The following is an 18,986-nucleotide window of genomic DNA, read 5'->3' as shown; positions in this document are numbered from 1 at the left end:
CGAAAGAAAACGGACAGGCACAATGGCTACCGAAATCCGCGTTCCCACTCTCGGCGAATCCGTCACCGAAGCGACCATCGGCAAATGGTTCAAGAAGGTCGGCGATGCCATTGCCGCCGATGAGCCCCTGGTCGAACTCGAGACCGACAAGGTGACGGTGGAAGTGCCCGCCGCCGCCGCCGGCATCCTTTCGGAGATCGCGGTCAAGGAAGGCGAGACGGTCGGCGTCGGCGCTTTGCTTGGGTCGATTTCGGCGGGTGGCGAGGCTCCTGCTACCAAGCCGCAAGCGGTGTCGCAGGCCTCGTCGCCGGATGCGGCATCGACCGGCAAGCAGGCCGCGGCCGAGACCGCCAAGATCGCCGGTGACGCCGGCGCGGTCGAGCCGCGCAGCATGCCGCCGGCGCCGGCCGCAGCCAAGTTGATCGCCGAAAACAACCTCTCGGTCGACCAGCTCTCGGGTTCCGGCAAGCGTGGCCAGGTGCTGAAGGGCGACGTGCTCGACGCCATCTCCAAGGGCGCGCCGTCGCAGCCGGCCGAGACGCCAAAGGCTGCACCGGCACCTGCACCGGTGGCCGTGCGCGCTCCGTCCTCGGGCGACGATGCGTCGCGCGAGGAGCGCGTGCGCATGACCAAACTGCGCCAGACCATTGCGCGCCGCCTCAAGGAAGCGCAGTCGACCGCTGCCATGCTGACCACCTTCAACGAGGTCGACATGTCAGCGGTGATGACGCTGCGCACCAAATACAAGGACGTGTTCGAAAAGAAGCATGGCGTCAAGCTCGGCTTCATGGGCTTCTTCACCAAGGCCGTGACCCATGCGCTGAAAGAAATCCCCTCGGTCAATGCCGAGATCGACGGCACCGACATCATCTTCAAGAACTATGCCCATATCGGCGTCGCCGTCGGCACCGAGAAGGGCCTGGTCGTGCCGGTGGTGCGCGATGCCGACCAGATGTCGATTGCCGAGATCGAGAAGGACATCGGCCGGCTGGGCATCGCCGCACGTGACGGCAAACTGTCGGTGGCGGATATGCAGGGCGGCACGTTTACGATTTCCAACGGCGGCGTCTACGGGTCGCTGATGTCGACGCCGATCCTCAACGCTCCGCAGTCGGGCATTCTCGGCATGCACAAGATCCAGGACCGGCCTGTCGTGGTCGGCGGCCAGATTGTCATCCGGCCGATGATGTATCTGGCGCTCAGCTACGATCACCGCATCGTCGACGGCAAGGAAGCGGTGACCTTCCTGGTTCGCGTCAAGGAAAGCCTGGAGGATCCGGAACGGCTGGTGCTCGATCTCTGAGGTCTGGGTGCTGATCCGGCTGTTGGAATGCGTGCCGGAGGAAGGGATCTGCGCGGCAGAATGACGACCCGTTCCCTTAGCCTTTCCAAGGTGCTTTCGATCGCATCGATCGCTGCCGGCATGATGCTGGCCGCCGCCGGTGCCCATGCTGCCTGCCCGATCGAGCTCGCTGTCTATGGCGACACCCAGAGCGGCAGCGAGATTGATTTCACGCCCACCGGCACCTCGGCGACGGTCACCAACAGCTTTCGGATGATCCTCGACAACAATGTGGTGCTGAACGGCATCGTCATGTGGAACGAGGGTGTGTCGCGGCCGAATGGCGCGCTGATGTACAAATGCCCCGAGGGCGACGTCACCGGCGAGGAGCTTGCCGCCTGTACGCCCTGGCATGGCGTCATCTACACGGCGGATGACAAGGGCAACATCGGACTGCTGCCGGCCGAAGGCGTCGAGGCGCCGAAGACGCTGATCCTGCCGGATCTCGGGCCGTCGCTGCGCCAATCCAGCGCCTATGGCGGCAGCGGGTTTTCGAAAGTGCCGTGGGATGTGTTTGCCTTGAAGGGATGCCAGGAATGAGCGGGACGCAAAAGGTGCTGCTGGTCACCGGCGGCAGCCGCGGCATCGGCGCCGCGATCTGCCGGCTTGGGTCGAAGGCCGGCTATCGCGTGGGGATCAACTACGCTGCGAACCAGGACGCCGCCAATGCGCTGGTCGCCGAGATCAAGACCGGCGGCGGCGAAGCTTTTGCCGTCAAGGGCGATGTCGGCAGCGAGGCCGATGTCGTGGCCATGTTCGAGGCTGTCGACCGCGCCTACGGCCGGCTCGATGCCTTCGTCAACAATGCCGGCATCGTCGACATCAAGGCGCGCGTCGACGAGATGGATGTGGCGCGGCTGGAGCGCATGATGCGCATCAATGTCGTTGGCTCGTTTCTCTGCGCCCGTGAGGCGGTGAAACGCATGTCGACCCGCCACGGTGGCAAGGGCGGATCGATCGTCAACATCTCGTCGGCGGCAGCGACACTGGGCTCGCCAGGCGAATATGTCGACTATGCCGCCTCGAAGGGCGCCATCGACACCTTCACCATTGGGCTCGCCCGCGAGGTGGCGCTTGAGGGTATCCGCGTCAATGCGGTGCGGCCGGGCCTCATCGACACCGAGATCCATGCCTCTGGCGGGCAGCCGGACAGGATAGAGCGGTTCCGCGACATACTGCCGATGAAAAGAGCCGGCACGGCTGATGAAGTCGCGGGCGCGGTTCTCTATCTTCTATCCGACGCCGCGTCCTATACGACGGGCGCGATCCTGAATGTAAGCGGCGGCCGCTGAGCGCTCTCAAGCAGATCGAGCATGATGTTATCCGAAAACCGCGTCACACTTTTCGGCATCATGCTCAAACAGAAGGACAGTATCATGGCTTATGACGTTGTTATCATCGGATCGGGACCGGGCGGTTATGTCTGCGCCATCAAGGCAGCGCAGCTCGGGCTGAAGGTTGCTGTGGTCGAGAAGAACGCGACCTTCGGCGGCACCTGCCTGAACATCGGCTGCATCCCGTCCAAGGCATTGCTCTATGCCTCCGAGATGTTCGCCGAGGCCGGCCATTCCTTCGACACGCTCGGCGTCGAGATATCTGCGCCGAAGCTGAACTTGAAGAAGATGATGGCGCACAAGGACGCGACGGTGTCGTCGAACGTCAACGGCGTCGCCTTCCTGTTCAAGAAGAACAAGATCGACAGCTTTCGCGGCACCGGCAAGGTGATCGCCGCCGGCAAGGTCTCGGTGACCGGCGAGGACGGCAAGATCGAGGAAATCGAGACCAAGAACATCGTCATCGCCACCGGCTCGGATGTCGCCGGCATTCCCGGCGTCAAGGTCGACATAGACGAGAAGGTGATTGTGTCGTCGACCGGTGCATTGTCGCTGGACAAGGTGCCCGGCCATCTGGTGGTGGTCGGCGGCGGTGTCATTGGCCTTGAGCTCGGCTCGGTGTGGGCGCGGCTCGGCGCCAAGGTCACGGTGGTCGAATTCCTCGACACCATCCTCGGCGGCATGGACGGCGAGGTCTCCAAGCAGTTCCAGCGGCTTTTGTCGAAACAGGGTTTCGAGTTCAAGCTCGGCGCCAAGGTCACCGGCGTCGCCAAGGCCAAGAAGGGTGCCATCGTCACCTTCGAGCCGGTCAAGGGCGGCGCCGCCGAGACGATCGAGGCCGATGCCGTGCTGATCGCCACCGGCCGCCGCGCCTATGCCGACAGTCTCGGGCTCAAGGAAGCCGGCGTCGAGGTCGATGAGCGCGGCCGCGTCAAGACCGATGGCCATCTCAGGACCAACGTTCCCGGCATCTATGCGATCGGCGATGTCATCGCCGGGCCGATGCTGGCCCACAAGGCCGAGGACGAGGGTGTGGCGGTGGCGGAAACCATTGCTGGCCAGGCCGGCCATGTGAACTATGACGTCATTCCCAGCGTCGTCTACACCAGCCCGGAAATCGCCTCGGTCGGCAAGACCGAGGAAGAGCTGAAGAAGGCCGGCATCGACTACAAGGTCGGAAAATTCCCGTTCAGCGCCAATGGCCGGGCGCGCGCCATGCTGCACACCGACGGTTTTGTGAAAATCCTCGCCGACAAGACGAGCGACCGCGTGCTCGGCGTGCATATCGTCGGCTTCGGCGCCGGCGAGATGATCCACGAGGCAGCTGTGCTGATGGAATTCGGCGGCTCGTCCGAGGATCTCGCCCGCACCTGCCACGCGCATCCGACGATGTCGGAAGCGGTCAAGGAGGCGGCGCTGGCGACGTTCTTCAAGCCAATCCACATCTAAAGCCAACCAACGCTTCGTCATCCTCGGGTCAAGCCGAGGATGACGAACGTAGCGACATCGCCCAAAACAAAACGGCCCGCTTTCAGCGGGCCGTTCGTATTTGATATCGAGCCGATCAGTTGGCCGGTGCAGGTGCCGGCGCAGGCGCTGGGGCCGGTGCGGGCGCTGGTGCAGGGGCCGGAGCCGGAGCCGGGGCCGGAGCAGGTGCTGGCGCAGGTTCGGCCGGCTTCATCGGTTCTGCCGGTGCGGGCGCGGGGGCCGGTGTGCTGGCCGCCGGCGGCTCGGCTGGTGCCGGATGCTCACCACTTCTTCCGAAAACATAATACGCGACAACCGCCAGAATAACGACGACCAGTGCAATCAGCCAACCACTACCGCCGCCGCCGCTACTTGGCCGTGGAGCGTTGGTGGACGAATTGAACGGGTCGTTTGGATTCGGTGCGTTCGCCATAAAAGTGTCCTCCGTGGATGAAAAATATCAATCAACACCATTCAACGCGCAATCATTGAACTGGTTTCACGCTAGGGTTGGAAAACGCCAAAAACAAGGGCAATCCTGCCTTTCCGCGACCGGAATGGCGTCGTTTCGCCACGCAGCGCGCCAAGTCCGTGCCTGCTATGGTCGATTCAGAGGATTTTGCCGCGATGAATTCCACAGCGCAGATTGTCCCGAACGCCCACGACGCTCTTGCCGGCGCCCAGTTCGCCGACCGCTATCTGCTGGTCACCGAAGGTCTTTCATTGACCGCTCTCGGCGCCGCCGAACGGGCTTTGGGGCAAACGCCGCGCTGGGTCGGCAGGCTCATAGCACTGCGCAATCTTGCCGTCAGGCCATTCCGGCTGAAGACGGGCCTGGAACCTGCCGTGTTGCCGGACGGAAAGATCGGGATATTTCCGCTCCTCAGCCAGCTTCCCGGCAAGGTCGTGCTTGGCCTCGACGATTGGCATCTCGATTTCCGGGTCCTGGTCGAAGTCAGGGATCTCGGCATGGGCCGGCAGGAAGTGGCCGCAACGACGATCGTCAAGACGCATAATTGGCTCGGGCGCACCTATCTCGCGATCATCATGCCGTTTCACCGGATCGTCGTTCCGGCGATGCTGGCCCAGATCCTGTCCAAGTAAAGCTAGAGTCCGACAGGCGTGACGGTATAGCCGGCCTTGCGGAAATCCTCGACCAGGCCTTCGGGACCGGGAAGGTGAAGGGCGCCGACCGCCATGAAGGCATTGCCCCTGGCAAGGATCGGCCCGGCATGCTCGACCATCACCTTGTTGCGGCTGGTGATCATGGTTTCCTCGAACGCCGCATAGCCCGCGGGGTCGTCCTGCCCCTCTGGCATGGCGGCACGAAACAGCGGCCAGAACATGCCGGTGTCGCCGCGCTGGTAGAGCACGATCATGGTTTCGTTGATGTCGTTGACCTTGTCGCCGAGCTTCAGCGTGTCGACGAGGCCCTTCATGTGAAAGGCTAGTGGCAGCGAGGCCATGGCGCGCAGCTGGCTTTCAGCCGTCTCCAATCCTTCCACCGGCTTGCCGGCAGCCTTTGCTCCCTCCGCCAGCTTGACGTCGAGCACCGGTGCGCCGCCGGATTGGCGGGCGAGTTCGCAGGCCGGCAGTGCCATCATGGCCGACAGCATCCACGGCTTCATCTTGGCAACGCTTGCCGGTGGGATACCGCGCGCGTCGAGTGCGGTGTTCATGGCCGCCGCATCGTCCGGCGACAGCAACGATGCCAGCGTCGTGCTATCGGTGAACATCATCAGGTCCGGCTCTTTAAGCATCGCGACCATCATCTTCTGCTTGTCGAGCACGTCGGTGGTTTCGATGACGATGGTGCCGGCGGCGTCATAGGCTTTCTGCGCGTCCGGCGGCAGGGTGGTGACGCGCGGGTCGGTCATGTGCATGGTGCCGAACAGGAAGGACGGCTTTTCGCCCGGCTTTTCCAGCTTCCACAACAAGCCCTTGCCGTTCGGCGTCCCGGCTGCTTCCGTCTCGATCTTGCGGTAGGCCGCCGGATCGTTCTTCTGCAGGGCCGACAGCATGTCTGCGCCGGTGCAGGTCGGGATTTCGGCATGAGCCCTGCCGGCCGCGAACAGCAAGACAGCGAGGAAAGACAGGAAAAACAGGACGTTGAGCGCAACAAGCAGCTTCAGCGATACGGACGCTGCGCGGTCGGCGATGGCAATGACGCGTTTCATGGTCCTTTCTTAGGACCGAAAAGCGGCAAAACGGTTAACCTGCACTGCGAAATTGAAGGCTTCATGCCCTTGGATGGGCTGATTCGTAGATCTCGAGCAGCCTCGCGGTGTCGACGCCGGTGTAGATCTGCGTCGTCGACAGGCTGGCGTGGCCGAGAAGCTCCTGGATGGTGCGCAAATCGCCGCCGCGGCCGAGCAGATGCGTAGCGAAGGAATGGCGCAAGGCATGCGGCGTCGCGGTATCGGGCAGGTTGAGCGCCGAGCGCAGTTTGGCCATGTCGCGCTGGACGATGGCCGGATTGAGCGGGCCGCCGCGCGCACCGCGAAACAATAGGCCTTTCGGGTCGAGGTGATAGGGGCAGAGCCGGCGATATTCAGCAATGGCCCGCAGCGCCACCGGCAGCACCGGCACCAGCCGCGTCTTGCCGCCCTTGCCGGTAACGCGCAGCACGGTGTCGGCCGCCGAAGCTAGATCGGCGCCGGCGAGGCCGAGTGCCTCGGAAATGCGCAGGCCGGAGCCGTAGAGCAGCGTCAGCACGGCGGCGTTGCGGGCAGCGATCCAGGGTTCTTCCGCCAATTGGCCCTCGATGGAAACGATATGCTTGGCATCGCTTGCCGTCAGCGGCTTGGGCAGCGATTTGGGCTGGCGCGGCGCGCGAAGTGCTGCCGCACCCGCTGCATTGGCAAGGCCGCGCCGTTCGAGGAAACGCAGCAGCGAGCGGATGCCGGCCAGGCCGCGGCCGAGCGTGCGGGCACCGGCACCGGCGTTGCGGCGGGCGGCGAGGAAGCCGCGCAGATCGGCCGGGCGCAGATTGGCGATGTCCGAAATGCCGGGCGAGCCGCCGCAATGGCCGGTGAGGAAATGCAGGAACTGGCGCGTGTCGCGCTCATAGGCTTCCACCGTCTCGGGGGACAGCCGACGTTCTCGCGCGAGCATCTTCAGCCAGCTTTCGCGTGCCGCCTGCAGATCGGGTTTGGCCGGGATGAGGAATTCTTGCATGGCGTGCTTTCGACCCTTGTTTCATGCATGCCCGGCCATTTTCCGGCAGCCGGGTTAGGAAGCGGTGAAGAGCGCGTCATTGAAATGACAATCGGGGAGCGTTAGAGCAAAGCCAAAGGATGTCGCGCCATGAGCAAGCCCCAGAACCCTGTCCAGATGGCCGTGATCGGCGCCGCCCACGGCATCAAGGGCGAATTGCGGGTGAAGACCTTCACCGGTGAACCGCTGGCGCTGGCCGATTACGGCCCGCTCTATTCCAGGGACGGCCGTGCCTTCCAGATCATCGACATCAGGCCCGCCAACACCGTCGTCGTGGTCCGCTTCAAGGGCGTTGCCGACCGCAATGCGGCCGAGGCGCTGGCCGGCACGGAGCTGTTCGTCGACCGTTCGATGCTGCCGGACGACGGCGAAGAAGACGAATTCTACCATGCCGACCTCGTCGGCCTCGAAGTCCGGGACGACACGGGTGCCGCGCTCGGCAAGGTCGTCGCCGTGCACAATTTCGGCGGTGGCGACATTCTCGATGTGACATTGGGCGGGCGCAAGGGCGTGCTGATCCCGTTCACGCAAGCCGCAGTACCACAAGTGTCGATCGCCGAGGGTTTCGTCCGCGTCGATCCGGCGGCGGCCGGGCTGGTCGACGACGAGGATGGCGGTGGCCCGCGCGAGGAAGACTTCGATCCGAAGGGAAGGCCGCGCGGACCGAGCGATGCCGGGGGCAACCGGTGAGTTTTTCAGCTTGCGTGCTGACGCTTTACCCCGAGATGTTTCCCGGCGCGCTCGGCCTGTCGTTGGCCGGCCGGGCGCTCGAGGCCGGCACGTGGTCGCTGGAGGCGATCCAGATCCGCGACTTCGCCACCGACCGCCATCGCACCGTCGACGACACGCCGGCCGGCGGCGGCGCCGGCATGGTGATGCGCGCCGATGTTCTGGCCAGGGCGATCGATCAAGCTTCGCCGGATGGCGATGTGCGGCCTCGGCTGCTGATGAGCCCGCGCGGCAAACCGCTGACCCAGGCGCGCGTGCGCGAACTGGCCGCCGGACCGGGCGCAGTCATCCTGTGCGGCCGCTTCGAAGGCGTCGACCAGCGGCTGATCGACGCGCGGGGATTAGAGGAAGTCTCGATCGGCGATTTCATCCTCTCGGGTGGTGAGCCGGCAGCGCTTGTGCTGCTCGATGCGGTGGTGCGGCTGTTGCCCGGCGTGATGGGCAACGCTGTATCGGGCGAAGAAGAGAGTTTCGAGAATGGGCTGCTCGAACATCCGCACTACACAAGGCCGCAGGAATTCGAGGGGCGCGAGATTCCCGAAGTGCTGATTTCCGGCAATCACAAGAAGATCGCTGCCTGGCGGCGCGCGGAGTCAGAGAGACTGACAGCCGAGAGGCGTCCGGACCTGCTTGCCGCTGCTCACCCCTTGGCAAAATAGTAGAAGGCGAGGAACAGGCCGACGGCGACGACAAAGCCGCGCACCGCGTTCTGTGGCACGCGCTTGGCGATCCAGACGCCGGCATAGCCGCCCAGCGCGCCGCCTGGGATCATGATGATCGCCTGCGGCCAGGCGACGACGCCACCCGAGACGAAGACGACGATCGCGACAGCGGCGATGACCATGGCCAGCATGTTCTTCAAAGCGTTCAGCCGGTGGTAGTCGCCGGCTTGCGTCAGGCCGAGCGTCGCCAGCATCATCACGCCCATGCCGGCTCCGAAGAAGCCGCCATAGATGGCGGTGACGAACTGCGCCAGCGAACCGGCCAGCGAACCCACCGCCGCTTCATGGCCGGGTTTTGGCGCCGGCTTCAGCCAGGGTCCGGCTGCAAACAATGCGGTTGCGCCCAACAGCAGCCACGGCACCAGGGCGCGAAACGAGGGATTGTCGAGCGCCAGCAGGATTAGCGCGCCGGCCAGCGCGCCCACCGCCGAGATCAGGCACAGCAGCAGCGCGCCGCGCCAGAAATGCCTGATGTCGGCCGAGTAGGCGAGGGTCGAGGTGATGTAGCCTGGAAACTGTGTCACGGAGGAGGTGGCGTTGGCGACGATCGGCGGCAGGCCGACCAGTGTCATGGCGCCGAAGGTGATGAAGGTGCCGCCACCGGCGACCGCATTGGCGGCGCCTGACAGAAAGCCCGCCAGAAAAAGCAGGATTGCGTCGAAGACAGACATGGAATGCGGCCGCTCAAAACTGTGCTATTTCAGGCTTAGGAAGCCTGAACGAGCGGCGCAACCCGGCACGGCAAGATTACGATGGTGCCATGCAAGCAGAAAATGCGCGGCCAAGGCGTGACAAAGCGGCGAAATAGCTGTATGTGCCCGCCCGTACCGGCCAGAAAGAATCTGCCGGACCCGTCAACAATGACGGTGTAGTCGCCCCTGCCCGATGTTTCAAAGACAAATGTCTTGGAGACAGAGGGCATAGCCGAGCGGTCATTGGAACTGCAAGGCGAGTGTCGGACGCTCTGACTGTCGGAAGAACAAGAAGTGGACTTTTGAGATGGATATTCTCCGTCAGCTCGAGGCCGAACAGGCCGCCAAGATCGAAGCCAAGCGCAAGCTTCCCGAATTCCAGCCCGGCGACACCGTGCGCGTTCTGGTCCGCGTGACCGAAGGCACCCGCACCCGCGTCCAGGCTTATGAAGGCGTCGTCATAGCCCGCGCCGGCGCCGGCTTCCAGGAGAACTTCACCGTTCGCAAGATCTCCTACGGCGAAGGCGTCGAGCGCGTGTTCCCGGTCTACTCGCCGATGGTCGAAGGCGTCGAGATCGTTCGCCGTGGCAAGGTGCGTCGCGCCAAGCTCTATTATCTGCGCGATCGTCGCGGCAAGTCGGCCCGTATCTCGGAAAACACCGGCGTGCGCGCCCGCAAGCTGAACGATGAGGAGCGCGATGCGCTGAACGCCGAGAAGGCCCGCATCGAGGCCGAGAAGGTGGCAGCCGCCGAGGCTCTGGCCGTCGAGAAGGCCGCCCAGGACGCCGCCGAGGCAGCCGAAGCCGCCAAGGCAGCGGAAGCAGCCACTGCCGAATAAGGTTTTCGACGAGCATGTTCAAAAAGGCGGCTTCGGCCGCCTTTTTTCGTTTCCGGAAGGGTTTGGCAGGAAATCCGCAATTGACTCAATTTATATCGTGTACTAAACAATCGTGCACGATTTAAATGGAGAAGCGAAATGTCTGCATTGTATTCCACCCAAGCCCGCGCCGTCGGAGGCCGCGCCGGCCATGTCCAGAGTGACGATGGCCTGCTCAGCCTCGACCTTGCCATGCCGAAGGAACTGGGCGGCAAGGGCGGCGCGACCAATCCCGAGCAACTGTTCGCCGCCGGCTATGCCGCCTGTTTCGAAAGCGCCATGCGCTTCATCGCCGGCAAGCAGAAGCTGCCCTTGCAGGATGCTTCGGTGACGGCCAATGTCAGCCTGCACACCAATGCGCAGGGCGGATTTGTGCTTGGCGTTTCCCTGGCGGCGGAAACGAAAGGTCTTGATCAGGCGGCGACGGAAGCGCTTGTATCGGCGGCGCACCAGATTTGCCCCTATTCCAACGCCATCAAAGGCAACCTTGAAGTGGCGCTTTCGGCCAGGGCACTTCCGGCAAAGGCAGCATGACCACGAAGCAGACAAGCGATGTCATCGATGTCCCGGCGGATTTCGCCGGGATACCGAAGCTCGACCAGCATCTGTGCTTCGCGCTCTATTCGGCAAGCGGGCTGATGACGCGGCTCTACCGGCCGCTGCTCGAGCCGCTCGGCCTGACCTATCCGCAATATCTGACCATGCTGGCGCTGTGGGAGCATGCACCGCGCACCGTCGGCGAACTCGGCGATGCGCTGGGGCTCGATTCGGCAACGCTGACGCCATTGCTCAAGCGCCTGGAAGGCAATGGCCTAGTCACGCGCCGGCGCGATGCCGCCGACGAACGCCGGGTGCTGGTCGAACCGACACAGCAGGGCCGGGCGCTGCGCGAGGGCGCGAAAGCGGTGTCTGCCGCGATGCGGTGCCATTCGCCGCTCGATGGCGACGAGCTGAAATCCCTGCATCATACCTTGACCCGACTGATCGACGGTTTGCGTGAAGCCAGCGCCGCGGCGCCGGTCCGCGATTGACGGCGGATCGCAAGGATCGTCCTGGAATCCCGGGATTGCAGGCATCGGAATCCGTTTTCACGTGCGCTGACGCAGCGCACCGTCTTGCATGACGCTTGCGGAAAGCTAAAGTCGGCGCCGGATTTTCCTACAAGCCCGGCCATGTCTGGGTCCTTCAATTTCCGGGGAGTGTGTCATGACCAAATCGAAACTGCTGCTGGCAGGCCTGCTTGCCCTCGTTCTGGCACCCGTTGCCGCCTTCGCGCAGGCTTTGCCCGACCTCGGCGGCAAGAAGGTGGTGGTGGTCACCGAAAACGCCTATCCGCCGCTGCAGTTCATCGATGCCAAGACCGGCAAGCAGATCGGCTGGGAATATGATGCGATGAACGAAATCGCCAAGCGGCTGAATTTTGCCGTCGAGTACCAGAACACATCCTGGGATGCGATGATCCAGGCGGTTTCCGACAACCAGTACAACATCGGCATGACGGGTATCACCATCAAGGACGACCGCAAGGAGAAGGTCGATTTCTCCGACCCCTATATGCGCTCGGAACAGTTCATGCTGGTGCGCGGCGACGAGAGCCGCTTCACCGACGCCAAGACCTTCGGCGCCTTCAAGGATGGGCTGATCGGCGCGCAGGCCGGCACGACGCCCTTCTACACCGCCGTCTACAGCGTGCTCGACGGCAATGAGCAGAACCCGCGCATCAAGCTGTTCGAGACCTTCGGCGCGACGGTGCAGGCGCTGAAGTCCGGCGACGTCGATGTCGTGCTGACCGACGGCACCGCCGGCAAGGGCTATGTCGATGCCTCCGAAGGCAAGCTGAAGCTGATCGGCGGACCGCTCGGCACCGAGGATTTTGGTTTTATCTTCCCGAAGGGTTCGGATCTGGTCAAGCCGGTCAACGCGGCGATCGCGTCGCTCAAGGCCGACGGCACCCTCGATGCGCTCAACAAGAAGTGGTTTCTTGACTACAAGATGGGGCAATAGGCCCTGTTGTCGCTACGGGTTCCGCTAATCGCAAACGCCAATGAACAGGGGTGGTTGACAAGAAGGCAGCTGCTCACCAGCGTTGGGCATTGATGCCCCCCGCTTCCACCTCCAAAGCCGACTTCCCCTGGTGGCTCGTCGTTGCCATAGCCATCGCGGTCGCGGTGGCCGTCTTCGTCGCCACCAGCAACCTCTACGCCCAGGTTTTCGCCACGGTCGCCAAGGGCATCGGCATCACCATCTTCGTTACCGTGATCGCCTTTGTGCTGGCGTCAGCCATTGGGCTCGGCATCGCGCTGATGGGAATGTCCGGCTCGCGCTGGCTGCGGCAGATCGCTCGCTTCTATGTCGAGATCATCCGCGGCGTGCCGATCCTGGTGCTGTTGTTCTGGATCGCCTTTGCCGGTGCGCCGGCCTTCGTCGCGGCCTGGAACGCGCTGACCGCGCCGCTGCAAAGCGCCGGCCTGTTCGGCGAGTTGCTGGTGCGCGACGTGTCGCTGTTGTGGCGCGCCATCATGGCGCTGACCATCGGCTATTCGGCCTTCATCTCGGAGGTTTTCCGGGCCGGCATCCAGGCGGTGGAGAAGGGCCAGATCGAAGCGGCGAAGGCACTCGGGCTGAGCCGGGCGCAACGCTTCCGGCTGATCGTATTCCCGCAAGCGATCCGCACCATCCTGCCACCGCTCGGCAATGATTTCGTCGCACTGGTCAAGGATTCCTCGCTGGTCTCGGTGCTCGGCGTCGCCGACATCACCCAGATGGGCAAGGTCTATGCCGCCGGTTCGTTCCGCTTCTTCGAGACCTATTCGATCGTCGCCTATATCTATCTCATCCTGACCGTCGGCCTGTCGCTGGCGCTGCGGGCGCTGGAACGGCGGTTGCGCCGTCAGCACGAGGAATAGTTTTTCGGCGAAGACAGCGTTACGATCCCTGAGCATTCTCGTTGAGGAGGTTCCATGATCGTCGACAAAGCCAATGCGGCGCTGGATTCCGTCTATACGGCCGACACGCCGGAAGCTCTGGCGGAGGCCTATGCCGCATGGGCCGCGACCTATGACAGCGAGACCGCCTCGCTCGGTTATCTCCTGCCGTTCCTGATCACCGCCTGGGTAGCGCGGCATGTGCCGGCGGGCGATGGACCATTGCTCGATGCCGGCTGCGGCACCGGCCTGTCAGGTCCGTCGCTGAAGGCGCTCGGCTACCGCGACATTGCCGGGCTCGACCTTTCCGACGACATGCTGAAGATCGCCGGCAGCCGCAATGCCTACAGCGAGCTGAAACAGGCGATGCTGGGCGGGAAGCTGCCATGGCCGGACGGGTATTTCCGCGCCTTCTTTTCGACCGGCGTGTTCACCATCAGCCATGCGCCGGCATCGGGCCTGCACGAGTTGGTGCGCATCACCCGCGAGGGCGGCCATGCCATCTTCACCGTGCGCGACCAGGTGTTCGAAAGCGGCGGCTTCCAGGCAGTGTTCGACGAACTGGAGCAGGCGAGGAAATGGCGCCCGGTCGAGGAAAGCTCTTGGTTTAGGTGTTACGCCATCGCCGAGCCTGACGCGCTGGTGAAGACCTTTGTGTTTGAAGTGTTGTGACCCCACTTCCCTTCTCCCCTTGCGGGAGAGGGTGGCCCCGCGAAGCGAGGTCGGATGAGGGGTGTTCCAGCTTGGCACCGCCAGCACTCCAACACCCCTCAACCGTCTCGGCGCTGAACGCCGCAATTGCCGAAAACCCAAAACATTGGTATGAGCCACGCCATGGAAGAGCTTTTTGGCGATCCGGCCTACAAGGGGTTCGTGCTGCAGGACAGGAAACGCCTGCCGTCGCGCTTCTCCGCGCGCGTGTCCGGGGCGCTGACCAGCCGACTTACCTAGGCCGACCTATCCAGGTCGTTTCGCCGGGCCGAAAGTCAGGCGTCTGCTCTTTCCCATTCTCATATCGACGGATTTACGCACATGAGCGCACCGCGCACCCTCTACGACAAGATTTTCGACGACCATGTCGTCGACCGCCAGGACGACGGCACCTGCCTGCTCTACATCGACCGCCACCTCGTCCATGAAGTGACCAGCCCGCAGGCCTTCGAAGGCCTGCGCATGACCGGCAGAAAAGTCCGGCATCCGGAAAAGACGCTGGCCGTGGTCGATCACAATGTGTCGACCTCGCCCGAGCGCAAGTTCGGCATCAAGAACGAGGAAAGCCGCATCCAGGTCGAGGCGCTGGCCAAAAACGCCAAGGATTTCGGCGTCGAATATTATTCCGAGAACGATATCCGCCAGGGCATCGTTCATATCATTGGTCCGGAGCAGGGCTTTACTCTGCCCGGCATGACCATCGTCTGCGGCGATAGCCACACCTCGACCCACGGCGCCTTCGGCGCGCTGGCGCATGGCATCGGCACATCTGAGGTCGAGCATGTTCTGGCGACGCAGACGCTGATCCAGCGCAAGGCCAAGAACATGCTGGTGCGTGTCGACGGCCAGTTGCCGGAAGGTGTCACCGCCAAGGACATCATCCTGGCCATCATCGGCGAGATCGGCACTGCCGGCGGTACCGGCTATGTCATCGAATATGCCGGCGAGGCGATCCGTGCGCTGTCGATGGAAGGCCGCATGACGATCTGCAACATGTCGATCGAAGGAGGCGCGCGCGCCGGCCTGATCGCAGCCGACGAGACGACCTTCGCCTATGTCAAGGACAAGCCGCGCGCTCCGAAAGGCGCGGCCTGGGATGCGGCACTCGAATATTGGAAGACGCTGCAGTCCGACGAGGGCGCGCATTTCGACAAGGTGATCGTGCTCGACGCGGCCAAGCTGCCGCCGATCGTCTCCTGGGGCTCGTCGCCCGAGGACGTTGTATCGGTGCAAGGCATCGTGCCGAACCCGGACGACATCACCGATGAGAACAAGCGCACCTCCAAGCAGCGTGCGCTCGACTATATGGGTCTGACGCCGGGGACCAAGATCACCGACATCACGCTCGACCGCGTCTTCATCGGTTCCTGCACCAATGGGCGCATCGAGGATCTGCGCGCCGTCGCCAAAGTGGTCGAAGGCAAGACGGTCAGCCCGCATGTCGATGCGATGATCGTGCCGGGCTCTGGCCTGGTCAAGGAACAGGCGGAAGCCGAAGGCCTCGACAAGATCTTCGTCGCCGCCGGCTTTGACTGGCGCGAGCCGGGCTGCTCGATGTGCCTGGCCATGAATGACGACCGGCTGAAACCGCATGAGCGCTGCGCCTCCACCTCGAACCGAAATTTCGAGGGCCGGCAGGGTTTCAAGGGCCGCACCCATCTGGTGTCGCCGGCGATGGCGGCGGCGGCGGCGATCGCCGGCCACTTCGTCGACATCCGCGAGTGGAAGTAACTCCGGAGCGCCCAGCTTCGAACACAGACCAGGCCCCGGACCGCTTTGCGGCTCCGGGGCCTTTTTCATCCAGTTCGTCGACATGTTCGCTTTCGCTTAACCGCTTGTTTGGGCTTGCGCTCTAAGGTCTTCCCCGACGTAAGTGGGGAAATTACAGTCGTTTGGACACGGGTCTGCTCATAGCGCTGCTCAACCCGACGATCGCGTTGGCGCTCGGCGCCGCGTTCCTCGTGCTATGGTCCTATCAACGCCACCGCCCCTATCTGGCCGTGCTGGGGATCAGCTACGGTCTCTCGGCGGTCGGCTTTCTGCTGCAGTATTTCACCTTGCCGATCGGCATGCCGCTGACCAAGCTGGCGTCGAACATCTGCTTCACCATCGCCGGCTGCTGCCTGTCCAGCGCCATCGTCCACCGCTATGGCCGCAAGGTGCCCTATGTGGGGATCGGCGTGTTGGCAGGCGGCGGCCTGGCGTCGCTATGCTGGTTCCTGTTCGTCGCGCCGGATCTCACCTGGCGCATTCTGGCGATGAATTTCGCTTTCGGCGGGATCAGCCTTCTGGTCGCCGCCGAACTGCGCCCGGTGCGCCGCAACGGTCCGACCGAAAACATCCTGTTCGTGCTGTCGCTGCTGTCGGGCGTCAACTTCTTCGTGCGCACCCTTGTCGTCGTCATCGCGCATGGGCCCTTCACCGGCTATGACGGGTTCTATGGCTCGTCCTATTGGACGACCGCGCTGCTATCGCATGCACTGCTGTCGCTGCTCATTGCACTGTGCCTGTTCTCCGCCGCGGCCCTCGACGTGATGAAGGCGCTGAAGACCGAAACCTATACCGATCCGCTGTCGGGCCTGCTCAACCGGCGTGGCTTCGAGGAGCGAGGCATGCTGCTGCTGCGGCACTGCGCCTCGGCCCGGTTCCCGGTCGCGCTGGTGCTGGCCGACCTCGATCATTTCAAGGCGCTCAACGATGTGCACGGGCATGCGGCGGGCGATCGCGTGATCGCCGACTTCGCCGCCAAGCTTCGGTCGGCGGCGGGCACGCGCGGTGTTGCCGGGCGTATCGGCGGCGAGGAATTCGCCGTGCTGCTGCCGCTCAGCGACCTCGCCGCCGCGCGGCTGTTCGCCGAGGCGGTGCGCACGCTCTATTCGGCCGGCCACGTCGACGGGCTCCCCGCCGGGACGAAGGTGACAGCCAGCTTCGGCGTGGCGGCCCGCAGCGGCGACGAGGCTTTGGAGCCGCTGATGCGCCGTGCCGACGACGCGCTCTACAAGGCCAAGAAGAACGGCCGCGACAGTGTGCGCCTGTCCTATGAGCGGCCGGAGACGGCGTTCGTGCCGGAGCCGCTCAAGGTGGGCTGATCCGGCCGTGCCGTGCCGGCGTTAACGTCTTCTTCGCCCGTCGATGCTTAGCTGTTGGCGCGGGTGCGGGAAGAACATGAGCGGCGCCAACTTCATCCTGTTGATCAATTTGTCGGTAGCCGGCCTGCTGGCGGCGTCCTTCATGGCGGTCGCCTTCCATGATGTCGGCCGCGCACCGGCGCGCTGGCTGGCATTTGGCTATCTGCTGGGCATGGCCTATTCGGCCATCGAATTCAGCATTCCCGCTTTCAGTGACGCGCGGCTCCCGGTCGTTGCCGCCTTCGCGGTCTTCCTTTGCGCCACCATTGCGTTCAATGGCGGGCTTGCCCGCAAATACGGCGTGGCGCCGCCCTGGAAGCCGATGCTGTTGTTCCTCGTCGCCACCACCATAGCTGTGTATTTCGTGCAAGACCTGCAGCGCCAGTCGCTGGTCCGCATGATGGCCTACCAGCTTCCCTATGCGGTCATGCAATTCATCGGGCTGGCCATCGTCTGGTCATCGAGGCAAAGGCCCGCCCGTCTCGATCGCATATTGATGGCCGTTCTGGCGGCCAGCGGCCTGCAGTTTGCCTCCAAGCCGTTCATCGCGCATGCGCTTGGCGGCTGGGGCGCCAATCCGCAGGCCTATCTGCAAAGCAACTACGCGCTGGTGTCGCAATCGCTCGGCACTGTCTTTGCGCTGGCGCTGGCGCTGCTGATGCTGGCCATCCTGGTTCGCGACGTGCTCGCCGAAGTGACGTCGAAATCGGAGACGGACACGCTTTCGCGCCTGCTCAACCGCGGCGGCTTCACCCGCCATGCGGAGCTGGCGGTGCTGGGCGCGATGCGGCAAGGCGTGCCGGTCGCGCTGGTCATCGCCGATCTCGATCATTTCAAGAGCGTCAACGACAGTTTCGGCCATGCGTCCGGCGACCGGGTGATCGAGACTTTCGCAGGCTTCCTGCGCGAAGCCGCCGCCGGGCATTATGTCGCCGGCCGCATCGGCGGCGAGGAGTTCGCCATCATCCTGCCGGGAACCAACCTTGCCGCCGCGCGGCTGTTCGCCGAGGGCACGCGCAGCGCTTTCGGCGCGCTGCCCATCGACGGGTTGCCGGCGGACAACCGCTGCACCGCGAGCTTCGGTGTCGCCGAACTTCATCCGAGCGAAGACTTTGCCGATCTGATGCGGCGCGCCGACCAGGCGCTCTATCAGGCCAAGAATGCCGGGCGCGATTGCGTGCGCGTCTCCGCCGGGCCGGCCGGCAACTGGTCGTCAGCCGGAATGGGAGCTAGCGGCAGGGGCTGAGTTCGGGCATCTCGCCGTCGGAGAGGCCGTACATATAGGAGCGGCCCTTCACCAGCACCGGCGGCCGGTAGCAATCGCTGTAGCCTGATATTTCGTCGGCTTCGTTCTCGTAGATCACCTTGGGCTGGCCGGCGCTGGTGTAGTCGGACAATTGCTTGGCCAGCCTGCCTTCGCCGACGAGGATGCGCTTGTAGCCGGCGGCGCTGTCGATGACGAGATTGCCGAAGGAATCGGCGTAGACGCGATCCTGATGCCGCGCGCCGGCGAGCGCTGGCGCTGCAAGGCCGACGACCGAGGCCGCCATTATGAGCGCCGCAAGGCGCGATCTGCCCGAATTCGAACGCATGGCGTCCTCCGTGTCTTGAGGAAAGCTTCCTCGAATCAGAAATTAACCCTTTCTTAACCTTTGTTAAGAGGCTGACGCGTTTCGCGGCGATGTCTCGGTAAACATGGTTAATATCCGTTAATATCCGACTGGATGGAAAACCCTGTGGCCATCATTCGGCCATGCTTGACCGCACCATCGCGCCGGTGTCCGTCCCGGCGTCGGGATGACCTTGATCTTGGCAGAGCATCGCGGCTGGTTTGCCGCGCGGGA

21 protein-coding genes are annotated in these 18,986 nt (G+C 63.8%); 17 read left to right on the top strand and 4 right to left on the bottom strand.

Annotated features, from left to right (window positions below):
- Nucleotides 1–22: 22 nt before the first annotated feature.
- The 6 genes from odhB (at nt 23) to EN993_RS02235 (ending at nt 5,247) form a co-directional block, all read left to right on the top strand.
- The gene (odhB, locus tag EN993_RS02260) at nt 23–1,303 is read left to right on the top strand and encodes a 2-oxoglutarate dehydrogenase complex dihydrolipoyllysine-residue succinyltransferase (RefSeq protein ID WP_127262255.1); all 1,281 of its coding nucleotides are present in this window, start codon (nt 23–25) and stop codon (nt 1,301–1,303) included.
- 60 nt (nt 1,304–1,363) lie between these two features.
- Entirely contained in the window at nt 1,364–1,882 is a 519-nt protein-coding gene (locus EN993_RS02255; protein ID WP_127262254.1) for a hypothetical protein, read from the top strand.
- Nucleotides 1,879–2,634, top strand: a complete 756-nt coding sequence (locus tag EN993_RS02250; protein ID WP_127262253.1) for an SDR family oxidoreductase — start codon at nt 1,879–1,881, stop codon at nt 2,632–2,634. Before EN993_RS02255 ends, EN993_RS02250 begins: the two co-directional genes overlap by 4 nt.
- 60 nt (nt 2,635–2,694) lie before the next feature.
- Nucleotides 2,695–4,125 carry a dihydrolipoyl dehydrogenase gene (gene lpdA / locus EN993_RS02245; protein WP_127262259.1) on the top strand — a complete coding sequence of 477 codons (1,431 nt, stop codon included), beginning with the start codon at nt 2,695–2,697 and terminating at the stop codon, nt 4,123–4,125.
- A 39-nt stretch (nt 4,126–4,164) separates the two neighbouring features.
- Nucleotides 4,165–4,470, top strand: a complete 306-nt coding sequence (locus EN993_RS36915) for a hypothetical protein (protein WP_164757513.1) — start codon at nt 4,165–4,167, stop codon at nt 4,468–4,470.
- A 300-nt stretch (nt 4,471–4,770) separates the two neighbouring features.
- Nucleotides 4,771–5,247: a DUF2867 domain-containing protein gene (locus tag EN993_RS02235; protein WP_164757515.1), complete on the top strand. Its 477-nt coding sequence runs from the start codon at nt 4,771–4,773 to the stop codon at nt 5,245–5,247.
- A 2-nt stretch (nt 5,248–5,249) separates the two neighbouring features.
- On the opposite strand, the gene EN993_RS02230 is transcribed toward EN993_RS02235, so the two are convergent.
- Together EN993_RS02230 and EN993_RS02225 are read right to left on the bottom strand one after the other, a co-directional pair.
- The gene (locus EN993_RS02230; protein ID WP_127262251.1) at nt 5,250–6,320 is read right to left on the bottom strand and encodes a TraB/GumN family protein; all 1,071 of its coding nucleotides are present in this window, start codon (nt 6,318–6,320) and stop codon (nt 5,250–5,252) included.
- 61 nt (nt 6,321–6,381) lie between these two features.
- Entirely contained in the window at nt 6,382–7,320 is a 939-nt protein-coding gene (locus EN993_RS02225; RefSeq protein ID WP_109663815.1) for a tyrosine recombinase XerC, read from the bottom strand.
- Between the two features lie 129 nt (nt 7,321–7,449).
- On the opposite strand from EN993_RS02225, the gene rimM reads away from it, so the two are divergent.
- Both rimM and trmD read left to right on the top strand, forming a co-directional pair.
- Nucleotides 7,450–8,049 (top strand): ribosome maturation factor RimM, encoded by a 600-nt coding sequence (gene rimM / locus EN993_RS02220; protein WP_127262250.1) that lies wholly within the window; start codon nt 7,450–7,452, stop codon nt 8,047–8,049.
- Nucleotides 8,046–8,747 carry a tRNA (guanosine(37)-N1)-methyltransferase TrmD gene (trmD, locus tag EN993_RS02215; protein WP_127262249.1) on the top strand — a complete coding sequence of 234 codons (702 nt, stop codon included), beginning with the start codon at nt 8,046–8,048 and terminating at the stop codon, nt 8,745–8,747. Before rimM ends, trmD begins: the two co-directional genes overlap by 4 nt.
- Here the strand turns inward: trmD and EN993_RS02210 are convergent.
- Nucleotides 8,729–9,481, bottom strand: coding sequence for a sulfite exporter TauE/SafE family protein (locus tag EN993_RS02210; RefSeq protein WP_109663824.1), 753 nt, complete (start codon nt 9,479–9,481; stop codon nt 8,729–8,731). The two genes, trmD and EN993_RS02210, sit on opposite strands and share 19 nt — an antisense overlap.
- Before the next feature lie 328 nt (nt 9,482–9,809).
- On the opposite strand from EN993_RS02210, the gene rplS reads away from it, so the two are divergent.
- From rplS to EN993_RS02155, 9 genes are all read left to right on the top strand, one after another.
- A complete protein-coding gene (gene rplS / locus EN993_RS02200; protein WP_127262248.1) occupies nt 9,810–10,340 on the top strand; it encodes a 50S ribosomal protein L19 in 531 nt (176 codons plus the stop codon).
- A 138-nt stretch (nt 10,341–10,478) separates the two neighbouring features.
- Nucleotides 10,479–10,913, top strand: a complete 435-nt coding sequence (locus EN993_RS02195) for an organic hydroperoxide resistance protein (protein WP_127262247.1) — start codon at nt 10,479–10,481, stop codon at nt 10,911–10,913.
- On the top strand, nt 10,910–11,410 hold the full coding sequence (locus EN993_RS02190) for a MarR family transcriptional regulator (protein WP_127262246.1): 501 nt from the start codon (nt 10,910–10,912) through the stop codon (nt 11,408–11,410). The genes EN993_RS02195 and EN993_RS02190 overlap by 4 nt, the downstream gene beginning before the upstream one ends.
- Before the next feature lie 175 nt (nt 11,411–11,585).
- Nucleotides 11,586–12,383 (top strand): transporter substrate-binding domain-containing protein, encoded by a 798-nt coding sequence (locus EN993_RS02185; RefSeq protein ID WP_126066893.1) that lies wholly within the window; start codon nt 11,586–11,588, stop codon nt 12,381–12,383.
- A 92-nt stretch (nt 12,384–12,475) separates the two neighbouring features.
- Nucleotides 12,476–13,285: an amino acid ABC transporter permease gene (locus EN993_RS02180; RefSeq protein WP_109663838.1), complete on the top strand. Its 810-nt coding sequence runs from the start codon at nt 12,476–12,478 to the stop codon at nt 13,283–13,285.
- Between the two features lie 54 nt (nt 13,286–13,339).
- Entirely contained in the window at nt 13,340–13,975 is a 636-nt protein-coding gene (locus tag EN993_RS02175; protein ID WP_127262245.1) for a class I SAM-dependent methyltransferase, read from the top strand.
- Between the two features lie 360 nt (nt 13,976–14,335).
- A complete protein-coding gene (gene leuC / locus EN993_RS02165) occupies nt 14,336–15,745 on the top strand; it encodes a 3-isopropylmalate dehydratase large subunit (protein ID WP_109663845.1) in 1,410 nt (469 codons plus the stop codon).
- A 161-nt stretch (nt 15,746–15,906) separates the two neighbouring features.
- Nucleotides 15,907–17,103: a GGDEF domain-containing protein gene (locus EN993_RS02160; protein ID WP_109663848.1), complete on the top strand. Its 1,197-nt coding sequence runs from the start codon at nt 15,907–15,909 to the stop codon at nt 17,101–17,103.
- Between the two features lie 76 nt (nt 17,104–17,179).
- Nucleotides 17,180–18,388: a GGDEF domain-containing protein gene (locus tag EN993_RS02155; RefSeq protein ID WP_127262244.1), complete on the top strand. Its 1,209-nt coding sequence runs from the start codon at nt 17,180–17,182 to the stop codon at nt 18,386–18,388.
- Here the strand turns inward: EN993_RS02155 and EN993_RS02150 are convergent.
- Nucleotides 18,372–18,734, bottom strand: coding sequence for a hypothetical protein (locus EN993_RS02150; RefSeq protein WP_127262243.1), 363 nt, complete (start codon nt 18,732–18,734; stop codon nt 18,372–18,374). The genes EN993_RS02155 and EN993_RS02150 overlap by 17 nt on opposite strands.
- Nucleotides 18,735–18,986 lie beyond the last annotated feature (252 nt).

Origin of the sequence: Mesorhizobium sp. M7D.F.Ca.US.004.01.2.1 (genome assembly GCF_003997785.1) — a bacterium.
GTDB classification, from domain to species: domain Bacteria; phylum Pseudomonadota; class Alphaproteobacteria; order Rhizobiales; family Rhizobiaceae; genus Mesorhizobium; species Mesorhizobium loti.
This window is presented reverse-complemented; position numbering and strand designations above follow the sequence as displayed.